Annotated in this window: 14 protein-coding genes and 2 tRNA genes; 5 read left to right on the top strand and 11 right to left on the bottom strand. The window is 40.8% G+C overall.

The annotated features are described in order from the left end of the window. Positions 1–9: 9 nt before the first annotated feature. Together tig and rdgB are read right to left on the bottom strand one after the other, a co-directional pair. Positions 10–1374: a trigger factor gene (gene tig, locus RTS09_RS09205; protein ID WP_050325015.1), complete on the bottom strand. Its 1365-nt coding sequence runs from the start codon at positions 1372–1374 to the stop codon at positions 10–12. Between the two features lie 303 nt (positions 1375–1677). Beyond that, positions 1678–2328, bottom strand: coding sequence for an RdgB/HAM1 family non-canonical purine NTP pyrophosphatase (gene rdgB / locus RTS09_RS09200; protein ID WP_312536330.1), 651 nt, complete (start codon positions 2326–2328; stop codon positions 1678–1680). Between the two features lie 538 nt (positions 2329–2866). On the opposite strand from rdgB, the gene RTS09_RS09195 reads away from it, so the two are divergent. Further along, positions 2867–3493, top strand: coding sequence for a superoxide dismutase (locus RTS09_RS09195; protein WP_036603206.1), 627 nt, complete (start codon positions 2867–2869; stop codon positions 3491–3493). Between the two features lie 100 nt (positions 3494–3593). Here the strand turns inward: RTS09_RS09195 and panD are convergent, their stop codons facing one another. The 7 genes from panD to ispE form a co-directional block, all read right to left on the bottom strand. Next, positions 3594–3974, bottom strand: coding sequence for an aspartate 1-decarboxylase (panD, locus tag RTS09_RS09190; protein ID WP_036589204.1), 381 nt, complete (start codon positions 3972–3974; stop codon positions 3594–3596). A gap of 214 nt (positions 3975–4188) precedes the next feature. Beyond that, positions 4189–4776 (bottom strand): aminoacyl-tRNA hydrolase, encoded by a 588-nt coding sequence (gene pth / locus RTS09_RS09185; protein WP_312536322.1) that lies wholly within the window; start codon positions 4774–4776, stop codon positions 4189–4191. A gap of 37 nt (positions 4777–4813) precedes the next feature. Next, complete coding sequence (locus tag RTS09_RS09180) at positions 4814–5539, bottom strand: 50S ribosomal protein L25/general stress protein Ctc (RefSeq protein ID WP_312536320.1); 726 nt, start codon at positions 5537–5539, stop codon at positions 4814–4816. Positions 5540–5825: 286 nt separating this feature from the next. Further along, entirely contained in the window at positions 5826–6776 is a 951-nt protein-coding gene (locus tag RTS09_RS09175; protein WP_312536317.1) for a ribose-phosphate pyrophosphokinase, read from the bottom strand. Between the two features lie 127 nt (positions 6777–6903). After that, positions 6904–6979, bottom strand: a tRNA-Gln gene (locus RTS09_RS09170). A gap of 123 nt (positions 6980–7102) precedes the next feature. Further along, positions 7103–7178, bottom strand: a tRNA-Gln gene (locus RTS09_RS09165). A 99-nt stretch (positions 7179–7277) separates the two neighbouring features. Then, positions 7278–8183 carry a 4-(cytidine 5'-diphospho)-2-C-methyl-D-erythritol kinase gene (gene ispE / locus RTS09_RS09160; protein ID WP_076775009.1) on the bottom strand — a complete coding sequence of 302 codons (906 nt, stop codon included), beginning with the start codon at positions 8181–8183 and terminating at the stop codon, positions 7278–7280. Between the two features lie 129 nt (positions 8184–8312). Here ispE and RTS09_RS09155 point away from each other — a divergent pair, with 129 nt between their 5' ends. After that, a complete protein-coding gene (locus RTS09_RS09155) occupies positions 8313–9203 on the top strand; it encodes a DNA adenine methylase (protein ID WP_050324937.1) in 891 nt (296 codons plus the stop codon). A 2-nt stretch (positions 9204–9205) separates the two neighbouring features. Beyond that, entirely contained in the window at positions 9206–10108 is a 903-nt protein-coding gene (locus RTS09_RS09150; protein ID WP_007117240.1) for a type II restriction endonuclease, read from the top strand. Here the strand turns inward: RTS09_RS09150 and RTS09_RS09145 are convergent. Further along, positions 10082–10606 carry a hypothetical protein gene (locus RTS09_RS09145; protein ID WP_007117239.1) on the bottom strand — a complete coding sequence of 175 codons (525 nt, stop codon included), beginning with the start codon at positions 10604–10606 and terminating at the stop codon, positions 10082–10084. The two genes, RTS09_RS09150 and RTS09_RS09145, sit on opposite strands and share 27 nt — an antisense overlap. An 8-nt stretch (positions 10607–10614) precedes the next feature. After that, on the bottom strand, positions 10615–10827 hold the full coding sequence (locus tag RTS09_RS09140; protein WP_007117238.1) for a helix-turn-helix domain-containing protein: 213 nt from the start codon (positions 10825–10827) through the stop codon (positions 10615–10617). A 66-nt stretch (positions 10828–10893) separates the two neighbouring features. Between RTS09_RS09140 and RTS09_RS09135 the strand changes: the two genes are divergently transcribed. Then, on the top strand, positions 10894–11109 hold the full coding sequence (locus RTS09_RS09135; RefSeq protein ID WP_060994456.1) for a hypothetical protein: 216 nt from the start codon (positions 10894–10896) through the stop codon (positions 11107–11109). Then, complete coding sequence (locus RTS09_RS09130) at positions 11106–11915, top strand: DNA-methyltransferase (protein WP_312536311.1); 810 nt, start codon at positions 11106–11108, stop codon at positions 11913–11915. Before RTS09_RS09135 ends, RTS09_RS09130 begins: the two co-directional genes overlap by 4 nt. Positions 11916–11951 lie beyond the last annotated feature (36 nt).

The following is an 11951-nucleotide window of genomic DNA, read 5'->3' as shown; positions in this document are numbered from 1 at the left end:
AGCCAATTATTACATCATCGCTTGTTGTTGGCTAGCTAGTAAGTCTTGGTAAGATACTTCAGTATCAGTCACTTTACCTTGAGACAAGATATGATCGACCACTTGGTCTTCTAACACCACCGCTTCGATGTTGGCACGTTCCTGCGCATTGTTGGTGTAATAGTCGATAACTTCGTTTGGATCTTCGTAGTTTTCTGCCATTTCATTGATATATGTGGTCACACGTTCTTGGTCAACTTCAAGTTTATTTGACTCAATCAGGCTCGAAACGATGATGCCAAGACGGGCAGCGCGCAGGGCTTGCTCTTCAAATAATTCGTTTGGTAGCATGTCTTTGTTAAAAGTTTTAGGATCGGCACCAAATTGCTGGGCAAAACGGTTTAACATCATACTACGTTGGCGATCGATTTCTTGCTCAAGCATCGATGCAGGTACGTCGATTTCATTTTTTTCAAGTAGGGCGTTAAATGCCGCTTCTTTCACTTGGTTACGGGCAGCGCTTTTTACTTCGCGTTCCATGTTTTTACGCACGTCTGCTTTAAGTTTGTCTAAGCCGCCTTCTGTTACCCCAAATGCTTCAAGGAACTCATCGTTCAATTCTGGTAATTGTGATTGCTCAACTGATTTGACGTTGATTTTGAACTGTGCTTGTTTGCCTTGTAGGTTTTCAGCTTGGTAATCTTCTGGGAATGTCACGTCGATGGTTTTTTCTTCGCCTGCTTTCATGCCTTTGATACCATCTTCAAAGCCTGGAATCATACGACCACTACCTAAGACTAGGCTAAAGTCTTGTGCGCTACCACCTTCAAATTTTTCACCGTCGATTGAACCTTCAAAGTCAAACTTGACTTGGTCGCCTTCATCTGCGGCATCATCTTTGGCAACGTAAGTTTGGCGTTGTTTTTGTAGGTTTTCAATCATGGTGTCAACATCTGCGTCGCCCACGTTGGCAACTTGACGCTCAACTTCAATGTCTGATAACCCTTGAACTTCTACTTCTGGGAATACTTCAACCGTTGCTTGATAAACCAAAAAGTCGTTTTCAAGTTTCACGTCATCAATGTTTGGCATACCCACAGCGCGGATGTTTTCTTGACGAATCGCATCAAATACGGTATCGCGAATCACGTCATTGATGACTTCTTGTTGAATACCTGCGCCATATTGAGCGCGAATGTGTGATACAGGCACTTTACCTTTACGGAAACCGTCGATTTTAGCGGTTTTTGCCACTTGGTTGATGCGTTTTTCCACGCGACCTTGAATGGTTGACACAGGTACTTTAACCGTGATTTGGGTTTCAAGATTTGATTTTTTGTTGGTAGTTACTTCTAAGTTAGTAACTGTTGAATCTGACACATTTGAATTTGACATAACAAAACCTTCCATAAAATATCAAAAAAGAGCAGCGTGGGTGCCACTCATAAGGGTAAATAGCGATAAGTTATCAGGCTTTTAAGGTGATTGAAAAAAGCCTATAAAATACGCAATCCAAAATCTGTTGGTTAACGCATGCTAAAAGGCAAAAATTAACCGAAAGTGGTATAGTATAAATTAATCATCTAGTAAAGTAAAAAAATTGTTGCTGTAAAATCTCTGTATCGGCTACCTTAGCAGTCACACCCTGTCTATCTGCAAGAGTGTGAGTTGAAAACCTTTACTTTACCAATTGCACTTTTACTTTATCAATTGTATTAGCAGTTGCTGCATCGCTTGCCCGCGATGACTGATGCGGTTTTTATCGGTCTTTTGCATCTCGGCAGCGCTTTTTTGTACGCTTGGCACCCAAAATAGCGGGTCATAACCAAAACCAAGCTCACCTTGCGGGGCGGGCAAGATTTCACCTTGCCAAATCCCTTGTGCAATGATGGGTAGTGGGTCATCGGCATGGCGCACGAGTGCCAACACGCAAACAAACTGCCCGATAATCGGCTCATTCGTATGTCTGTGCGGTTCAAGCAGTCGTAATAATTTTTGGTTGTTGGCTAAGTCTTTATACTGGCTAAAGCTGGCTTCATCTTGGGCAAAGCGCGCAGAATAAATTCCGGGTTGACCGCCCAAAATAGGTACACATAAACCCGAATCATCCGCAATCGCAGGCAGTCCGCTAATACGGCTGGCATGACGGGCTTTAATCAGCGCATTTTCAATAAAACTAAGTCCATCTTCAACCGCATCCTCGATGCCCAATTGCCCTTGCGGGATGACTGTAATCTCAAGATTGGCGTGTTCAAATAATTGCTTAAATTCCGCGAGTTTGCCTTGGTTATTACTGGCGAGGACTAACTGGCGGGTAGGAAATAGTTGATTAAGGATAGAAACTGACATACAGACCCACTGTGTGTATTTTGCATAAAAAACTTGACCTTATCATAGCATAGTTACAGTGGCTCGCGCTGCAAATACTCACGTTGCAAAAGCCTTATACCAAACCACTACAGTTTTTTTTGAGTAATTTGCTATCATCACATAGCAAGTAACGGGTTAAAAATCAGCTTATTAGCAGGCACTCATTGATTTTTACCCCACAAGATAATAAATCCCCACTATAGAAACGGTTAAATTTTGCCAATTTTTATGGCAAAATAACCCATGTGTTATGAGGATATTATCAAGGCTAATGATAGCAAGGTTAATAAACAAAGCTAACGATCGTAAAGTAAGTGAGTGGTTTTAACCCTTGATAAAGCTTGATAAAACATAGATAAATAACATAAACTAAATAACATAAACCCAGCCAACTTGCCATTTTGGATATGGTTTTGATATATGCGCTTTTAATACAAAGCTTTTATCACACAAATGGCATGTGGTTACTTTTATCATAAAGTCATCACAACAATAGCGAAGGAAAAAGGAAAATAACATGTCACACATTACATTACCAGATTTACCATACGCCAAAAATGCGCTTGAGCCACATATCAGTGCGGAAACCCTAGAATTCCACCATGACAAACACCATGCGGCGTATGTCAACAAACTAAATGAGCTACTACCAGGTTCAGGGCTTGAAGGTAAAGAGCTTGATGAAATCATCAAAGCCACCGCAGGTGATAGTAGCAAAGCCACCATCTTTAACCAAGCGGCACAAGTTTGGAACCATACTTTCTACTGGAACTGCCTAACTGCTAATGGTGGTGGTGAACCAACAGGCGATCTAAAAGCCAAAATCGAAGAAGCGTTTGGTTCGTATGCAAAATTCCGTGAAGAATTCAAAAACGCGGCCGTAAGCCAATTTGGTTCAGGTTGGGCATGGTTAGTGGCTGACAGTGTTGGTGGTCAATTATCAATCATTAAGACTGCAAACGCAGACACCCCATTAGCGCATAACCAAGTTGCGGTATTGACGTGTGACGTGTGGGAGCATGCCTACTACATCGACTATCGTAATCGTCGTCCAGACTATGTTGACACTTTTCTAGACAAACTGGTTAACTGGGATTACGCAAACGCCAAATACAAAGGTCAAGAAGCTGGCGTAGAAAAATAATCGCCTATCTTTGCTTTTCTAAGCTCTTTAATCGTTTAAAAAAAGCCGAATCAATTTCGGCTTTTTTTATTTGCACATTTGTGGTGACGATAAAGCTGTGTTAAGAAACCTGTACAGGAATCACGTTGGCAGTGTCTTTAACAATATTACCTTCATCAAGGTAAACCAAGCGTGGATGATGGTTGTCGGCTTCTTTCTCATCCATTTGCGCGTAGGCGGCGATAATCACTACATCGCCCAAATCCGCCATGTGAGCGGCTGCCCCGTTGAGCGAAATCATTTTTGAGCCCGCCTCTGCACGAATCGCATAGGTGCGAAAGCGTTTACCGTTGTTGACATTGTAAATGTCGATTGATTCGTTCTCACGGATGCCCGCCAAGTCGAGTAACTCGCTATCAATGCCACATGAGCCTTCGTAGTGAAGCTCACAATGGGTCACACGCGCGCGGTGAAGTTTGGCTTTTAATAGGGTTAATAACATGATCGTTCCTTACCTTGTCAGGTCAACGCAATGCGCGTCATTGTGGTAAAAGTGAGCAGGCTAGTCATGAGAGGCTATTAACCAACTCGATAAAAGTTAAATATGATTGAAATATCAGGTGAGAAATTCATCCATCTTGCAATCAATATGTGGAAGGAAAATAAAAGTTCAAGGATAGACCCTAAGATTTATCAATCTTGTCCTTTGGTTAACGTTAGGGATTAGGTAGTTTAAAGCTATTGATGGCTTGCTGGGCTTTGGCTAAGTCACCTGTTACCAAATCGGGCAGGGTACGCATGGCAGCATCTAGCATACTGTCAAATGCGATTTGCTCATCAGCGCTCGGTTTGCCAAGTACATAACCCGATACTTTGGACTTATGTCCTGGATGACCAATCCCCAAACGTAAACGGTGAAAATCCGCGCCGATATGCGGCACGATATCACGCAGTCCGTTATGACCGCCATGACCACCGCCTGTTTTTAAGCGCATACGACCCACATCAAGGTCAAGCTCATCATGAACAATCAGCAGTTCGTCATTGTGGATGCCATAAAAATTCACCATCGGCACCACCGCTTCCCCTGATTTATTCATAAAAGTATGCGGTAACAATAAGCGTATATCCATGCCATACACTAAGCCGCGCCCAACCATACCATGAAATTTTTTATCCAACGTCATGGTGATGTTAAACGTCTCGCTTAGACGCTCCACAAACCAAAAGCCAGCATTATGCCGTGTTTGGGCATACTGCTGACCTGGGTTGCCAAGTCCGACAATCAGTTTCAGTTTTGACACGCTGATTATTCCAACTTAAGCGGTAAATGACAAATGATTATTCATCATCAGATTTTGGGGCATCATGGGTGTCATCTTGTGCTTGAAGCTTACGTGCTTCTTCGTCACCTTCAGGATCACGAGTACCGGCAGCTTCTTCATTTGCTTCTGGCTCGATTGGCTCTTCAACTTCCACCGTTGGCGCTTGCATAGTAGCCACGGTACGGTTAAATGGTTCAGTCACTTCAAGCTCACGAAGGGCAACGCCTTCAGGTAACTGGATATCTAACAAGTGAATCGAATCACCGACGTTCATGCCAGATACATCGACTGTCAAGTATTCTGGGATTTTTGAAGGAATGGCAGTGATTTCAAGTTCAGTGGCATTCGATACAAAGATACCGCCTGCTTTATGACCTGGTGCATCTTCAGCGCCTACATAGTGTACAGGAACAGTAATGTGCATCGCTTGACCACGGACGATACGTTGGAAGTCAGCGTGCATTGGGGTGTTTTTGGCTGGATGACGTTGTAATGCTTTAATCACCACTTCTTCCGTACCTTGACCTTCTACGTTGATGGTCAAAATGTGAGAGAAGAAACTTTCTGTTTCAAGTGATTTAATCAATTCATTGTAACGGATAGCAATAGAGGCTGGCTCTTTGTCTGCACCGTATACGATTGCTGGTACTAGGTTTTGTTTACGAAGGCGGCGGCTCGCACCTTTACCTTGTAACTCGTCGCCACGTACGACAGCGTTTAATTCAAAAGTTTGGTTACTCATGGGAGTTTCCTTGGGTTAGGCTAGTCATGGGTGCCTTGTCAGTATGACTTGGCTTTTTGCCTTTACTTACAAAGCTCTACTTACAAAGCTTTAGTTAAAAAGATTGGCAAGTAACTAGCGAGTGAAAAAAAGCATAAATTTGCGACCAATTTATGCGTTAAGTGCCACTTTTAAAAAAATGGCAAAACTTTAACAATTATTTTGCAAATAGCAAGTTAACAATAGCAACATGGGCATAACCAATACGCCCGCATCTTACATGCTGGCTAACACTGCTTAAAATCACCTACATAATGTCAAACATCGCACTCAATGATTCTTCATTGTTGATACGACGTAGCGCTTCAGCCAACATAGGCGCAATGGTCACTTGGCGAATTTTGCCCGTGTTTTTTGCCGCATCTGACAGTGGGATAGTATCAGTTACGACAAGTTCATCAAGTACTGACGCTGCAATTGTTTGGATGGCTTTACCTGACAATACGGGGTGGGTGATATAACCCACCACACGGCGCGCGCCACGTTCTTTTAATGCGGCAGCGGCTTTACACAGGGTACCTGCGGTATCCACCATATCATCAATAATCACGCAATCGCGGTCTTTAACATCACCGATGATATGCATCACTTCTGATTCGTTGGCTTTGGCGCGGCGTTTGTCGATAATTGCCATGTCGGCATCGCCTAACTGTTTTGCCATTGCACGGGCACGCACCACACCGCCCACGTCAGGGGATACTACCATCAAGTTATCGTATTTTTGCTCACGTAAATCTTTAAATAAAACCGGCGTACCGTAAATATTGTCTACAGGGACATCAAAGAAACCTTGAATCTGGTCTGAGTGCAAGTCCACGGTAACGACACGGTCAATGCTCACGATATTGAGCATATCAGCGACCACTTTTGCTGAGATAGGGACACGCGCTGAGCGAGGACGACGGTCTTGACGCGCATAACCAAAATAGGGCATTACTGCCGTAATACGACCTGCACTGGCACGGCGCAAGGCATCTGCCATTACCATGATTTCCATCAAATTGTCATTGGTCGGTGAGCAAGTTGATTGTAGGATAAAGACGTCTTTACCACGTACATTCTCTTGGATTTCAACCGCGACTTCACCATCCGAAAAACGCGTCACATCGGCACGTCCTAGCGGAATATGTAAGTGATTGGTGACATTTTTTGCCAATTCTGGATGGGCATTTCCGGTAAAAATCGCCAAATAAGGCATATGCGAGTCCTATTTTTCTAGACCAACGACGGTTTCATCAAACAAAAAAACTCATCAACTAACTTTTACAATTAGGATGAGAAAAACGTCATTACGTCAACTACTAAAAATGGGTTAGTAAAGAAAATGGCAGGGGTAGCTGGACTCGAACCAACGAATGCCAGGATCAAAACCTGGTGCCTTACCAACTTGGCGATACCCCTGTGACGGTGCGAACTATACCGATTTTAGGCGATTTTGTCAATGTAAAATGTCTTGAACAGCGCAGATTTTATGACAAAATTTTTACTACGTGATGCACAAGAAAATCTGTACATCTTTGAATATGGCAGGGGTAGCTGGACTCGAACCAACGGATGCCAGGATCAAAACCTGGTGCCTTACCAACTTGGCGATACCCCTATATTGGAAGCGATATTTTAACCAAAAAACATAAAATTGCAAGCTTTTTTTGGGCATAAACATCAAAATTTTTGCAATTGTTGATTTCTCAAAATTTTGTTACAGCGTATGCACCCAATATGCTTGAAAAGGTAAGGATTGTAGCCAGTGTTTAATGCTATTTTTATCAAAATCGCTAGGTACTGGTAAAAACACACAGCTTCCTGAGCCCGTCATGCGCGGTGTGGTGTGGGTGGTGGCGGCAAGCGTCCTTAAAAACTTCATTGCGGCATTGACGTCTGCAGATAAGGCACATACCACAGGTTCAAAAACATTGGTAAAGTCATCGGTTAACTCATTGGTAAAGGCATGACAATGGCTTTGCAAATAGCCATGAGAAAGGCTTGCACAGTCCCGTTTTAGCAGCGGATGGGCGAACAGTTTAGCCGTGCTGATATGGGCATCGGGTTTTAACAATAAAAATTGCTGCGCAGGCAAGTCAATCGGCGTTAAAATATCGCCAATGCCTTCAGCAATGGCATCTTTGCCAAAAATAAATATTGGTACATCCGCGCCCAGTTTTGCGCCAATGAGGCGTAGCTGCTCATTGCTCAATCCCAGCTGCCATAGGGTATTTAGCGTCATCAGGGCTGTCGCACAATTAGACGAACCCCCGCCCAAGCCTGCCCCCATCGGAATGTGTTTATCGAGGTGAATATCAACAATCGGTAATTGGGCGATTTGCGAGTCATTCAAGATTTGATGATTCTTGGCAAAAGCTAATAAGGCAATGGCCGCTTTAATAATCAGATTGTCGGCAGGGTTGTCGGTGACGTGCTCGGCATTGGACAGGGTGACGGGCAAGTTGTCGCCAATGGTTGTATCCGTATGACTAAAAGTGAGCGTATCGTACAAATCTATCAGCCGAAAAACGGTTTGTAGATTGTGATAGCCGTCGGGACGTTTACCGGTAATATGTAAAAATAGATTGATTTTGGCAGGGGATTGTTGGGTAAGGGTCGGCATATTTTTATAATGAATGACAGGTTGGCTTGAAATTTTAACATATCAATTTGCATTGAAGTTCATTGAAAGGATAAAAATCGGCTGTGTTATAATGCCTTTCCTTTTTGATTCGATGTTCAAATTTAAAAAATGCCTCAACTTAAACCTTTTCTAAAATGGGCTGGTGGTAAATCACAACTCATCGGTGATATACAAGCACGTTTGCCAAATTATACAGCCAATCAAGATTTCTGTATGATTGAGCCATTTTTGGGCGGGGGTGCGGTCAGTTTTTGGGCATTATCTAACTTAAAGTATCTAAAAAAACTTATTATTAATGACTTTAATGAAGATCTAATAAATGTCTATCAGGTTATCAAGGCAGATGTTCAACAGTTAATGATTGAGTTAGATAACTTGCAAAAAGAGTATGATAGGTTGTTAGATAAAGATGCAAAAACGCCTTATTTTTATGCTAAACGTGCAAGTTTCAATCAAAGAAATCTTGATCCAGTGAAGCAAGCCAGTTTATTTATATTTTTGAATAAAGCCAGTTTTAATGGGCTATATCGAGTTAATAAAAAAAATCAGTTTAATGTGCCAATAGGTAGTTATAAAAGACCGATTTTTTTGGATAAAGCATTATTACTTGCAGTCTCTGACGCGTTGCAAAAAGTCGTGATTTTACAGGGTGACTACGAGCAAACGATTAAAGCGCTACCAAACAACTTACCTTGCTGGTTTTATCTTGATCCACCTTATCGCCCGATTAGCGAAACAGCAAGTTTTACTGCGTATTCTCATCAAGTTTTTGATGATAGTGAGCAACGTCGGCTACATGAATTTTGCCAAAAAATTGATAAATTGGGGCATCAGTTTTTATTAAGTAATTCTGACCCAACGACGCACAGCGAGTATGATGATTTCTTCGACATACTCTATCAAGATTTTAATATCGAGCGAGTAACGGCTAATCGTGCTATTGGGGCAAAATCAACCAGTCGCCAAGCCGTCAATGAATTATTAATACGGAATTATTAGTTATGGATAGTCAATTGTTTGCAGATGAACATTTTAAAAAGTTCATTGAGACACTAAATTTAAAAGGTATCACTCAGTTTGATTATTTTGTGAACTGGGGAAAGGTGTTTAAAAATATTACCCCAATCGAAAAAGAGCTGAATTTGTTAAACACTGCCATTGGTAAAGAAGATATCGAAGCGGCATTGTTCGATATTCTTAAGACTTATCCGAAGACAATTAAGACAGTACCCACTCTTTTGGCAATTCGAGACAAATCAATTGAAGTTTTGATTGATAGCACGGCTTTTATTTATAAAAATTTTGATTTTAATTTAAAAGAAGTCACAGATGAAAAAATTCACGATGTGGTAAATCTCTTGGTCGAAAGTGGTTTTGCGGAATTGATCAAAACCAAGCAAATTAAAAGTATCCCTGACTATTGTATTGGTGTAGAAGTTGGACTTGATTCCAACGGTCGAAAAAATCGTGGTGGTACATCGATGGAAAAACTCGTTGAATCCTTTGTCGCCATATTTTGTCATGAACACAATTTAGCTTATTTGGCTCAAGCCAATGCTAAGAAAATTAAAGACGTTTGGGACATGGATATTGCTGTCGACAAATCTTCGAGAATCATCGATTTTGTAATCAAAAAAGATGGGCAGTTATTTTTTATCGAGTGCAATTTTTATGGCGGTGGTGGCTCAAAGTTAAAATCCACCGCAACTGAATATATCGAAATGAGCCGATTTTGGGAGGCTCAGGAGGTTACTTTTATTTGGGTGACCGATGGGAAAGGTTGGCTGACAACTAAAAATCCATTACAAGACTATTTTGAACGCAACAATATTTTGCTCAATATTGAAATGTTAAAAGATGATTATTTGGGTAAAATTTTATTCCCAAACAATCTTATTAAGTAAGTCAGCAACATTAAAAAAGTAGTCCGATTGATTATCTCGAATATATTGTAATGGGTCTTTATATTTAGGCTTATCAAACCATTCGCTTAGTAAGTAATAAAAATGAACTTGTTTTTCTAAAGGGGTAAACATTTTCTGATATTGCTGGGTTTTAAAAGGAAAAGTTGTCAGTTTCTCATCAACTGACCCGCCTGTATTTTGAAACTTTTTCTCTATGATATAACATGACTTTTGGGTAATTAATACATCATCAGGCAATAATTGAGAGCTAATAAAATCTTGCCAATTTATTTGATTAAGCAATAAGTAATTTTTGTACAAGCCATACTTAGAAAAATGTTCAGCGACCAAAATATTTTTCAAATAAATTTTATTATTTACCGTATGAAAATTAGGTAGAGCATCAATCACTGTCAAAAGATCCATGTTTCTTTCAAAGGTTAGACCATTAATATTGGTTTGTGCCCCACCGCCAAAACTATTAGGCTGTCTTGCCATTATTTATCCTAAAAATCAAATAATTCACTTAACGACAAATCAAACGCGTTAGCAAAAATCTCAATATTGACTAACGCAGGATTTCGCTCGCCACGTTCGACCATGCCAATATAGTTACGATGAAACCCTGTCAGTTCTGCTAACTGCTCTTGACTGAGATTTTTAGCTTTGCGCAGTTGGCGAATTTTTTGCCCAAACTTGATTAAAATGTCATTTTCCATTGCGTTATTCTCACTGATTGATTAAAATTAACTACACACAATAAGTGTTATTTTGGAATTATTGACATGCATGTTGCTTACAAGTTCAATGATGATTGTGAATGGCTAGCGGATGAAGGTATCAAAGGCAAAATTGTGAATACCTTGCGAATGCTTAGCTTGGATAGTCGGTTAGAAAACCAGACGGTTTTCATTCCTGATGGTTGTGAAGACATGGGATTCTTAGAAGGGAGTTATGATATCGCGTCAATGTTGCACTTTATTGCGGATATGATGGAATGATTTTTTATCAATCAGAACTACAGGACTTCACGCTGTTGCAAGGTGATTGCTTACACATTTTGCCGACAATCAATGATAAATCTATCAATATGATTTTTGCCGATCCGCCTTATTTTTTATCCAATGACGGATTAACGGTAAAAAATGGCATGGTGCAATCGGTCAATAAGGGTGAGTGGGATAAATTTAGTGATGATAATGAAGTCTATATTTTTACTTATGATTGGCTAAGCCAAGCAAAGCGAATGTTGGCAGATAATGGCACGATTTGGATGAGTGGAACCCACCACAATATTTTTACGCTAGGGCGAGTATTATCACAACTCAATTTTAAAATCTTAAACATGATAACTTGGGAAAAACCCAATCCACCGCCAAATTTTTCTTGTCGCTATTTCACCTATTCAACTGAATGGATAATCTGGGCAAGAAAAACCCCAAAAATTCCACATTACTTTGATTATGAATTAATGAAGTCGCTCAATGGTGACAAACAAATGAAAGACGTTTGGCGACTGCCTGCGGTATCAAGTTGGGAAAAGCAATTTGGCAAACATCCTACGCAAAAACCGTTAGGATTATTGTCAAGGATTGTTTTGGCGTCTACCAAAGCTAATGATCTCGTGCTTGACCCATTTACAGGCTCATCGACAACAGGTATTGCTGCCAATTTATTTGGTAGAAGATTTATCGGAGTTGACCAAGATAGTAATTTTTTAACCTTAAGCAAAAATCGCTATCTTGGGTTGGATGAAAAATCACGCCAATATTTTAAAGAGAGAGTAAAACAACAGATTAGCTTGTAGCTTTCATTATTTTCGGCTCTTGAATCGGCAGATTGA

Origin of the sequence: Moraxella sp. CTOTU47618 (assembly GCF_032017425.1) — a bacterium.
Lineage (GTDB): Bacteria > Pseudomonadota > Gammaproteobacteria > Pseudomonadales > Moraxellaceae > Faucicola > Faucicola tetraodonis.
Note: the sequence above shows the minus strand (reverse complement) of the source record. Positions and strands in the feature narration are given on the sequence as shown.

What these genes read in the sequence shown, in the direction of transcription:
- rdgB (WP_312536330.1), bottom strand. Translation starts at nt 2,328, where the DNA reads ATGTCAGTTTCTATCCTTAATCAACTATTTCCTACCCGCCAGTTAGTC.
- RTS09_RS09140 (WP_007117238.1), bottom strand. Translation starts at nt 10,827, where the DNA reads ATGGAAAATGACATTTTAATCAAGTTTGGGCAAAAAATTCGCCAACTG.
- RTS09_RS09135 (WP_060994456.1), top strand. Translation starts at nt 10,894, where the DNA reads ATGCATGTTGCTTACAAGTTCAATGATGATTGTGAATGGCTAGCGGAT.
- RTS09_RS09180 (WP_312536320.1), bottom strand. Translation starts at nt 5,539, where the DNA reads ATGAGTAACCAAACTTTTGAATTAAACGCTGTCGTACGTGGCGACGAG.
- RTS09_RS09175 (WP_312536317.1), bottom strand. Translation starts at nt 6,776, where the DNA reads ATGCCTTATTTGGCGATTTTTACCGGAAATGCCCATCCAGAATTGGCA.
- RTS09_RS09145 (WP_007117239.1), bottom strand. Translation starts at nt 10,606, where the DNA reads ATGGCAAGACAGCCTAATAGTTTTGGCGGTGGGGCACAAACCAATATT.
- panD (WP_036589204.1), bottom strand. Translation starts at nt 3,974, where the DNA reads ATGTTATTAACCCTATTAAAAGCCAAACTTCACCGCGCGCGTGTGACC.
- RTS09_RS09150 (WP_007117240.1), top strand. Translation starts at nt 9,206, where the DNA reads ATGGATAGTCAATTGTTTGCAGATGAACATTTTAAAAAGTTCATTGAG.
- RTS09_RS09130 (WP_312536311.1), top strand. Translation starts at nt 11,106, where the DNA reads ATGATTTTTTATCAATCAGAACTACAGGACTTCACGCTGTTGCAAGGT.
- ispE (WP_076775009.1), bottom strand. Translation starts at nt 8,183, where the DNA reads ATGCCGACCCTTACCCAACAATCCCCTGCCAAAATCAATCTATTTTTA.
- RTS09_RS09155 (WP_050324937.1), top strand. Translation starts at nt 8,313, where the DNA reads ATGCCTCAACTTAAACCTTTTCTAAAATGGGCTGGTGGTAAATCACAA.
- RTS09_RS09195 (WP_036603206.1), top strand. Translation starts at nt 2,867, where the DNA reads ATGTCACACATTACATTACCAGATTTACCATACGCCAAAAATGCGCTT.
- tig (WP_050325015.1), bottom strand. Translation starts at nt 1,374, where the DNA reads ATGTCAAATTCAAATGTGTCAGATTCAACAGTTACTAACTTAGAAGTA.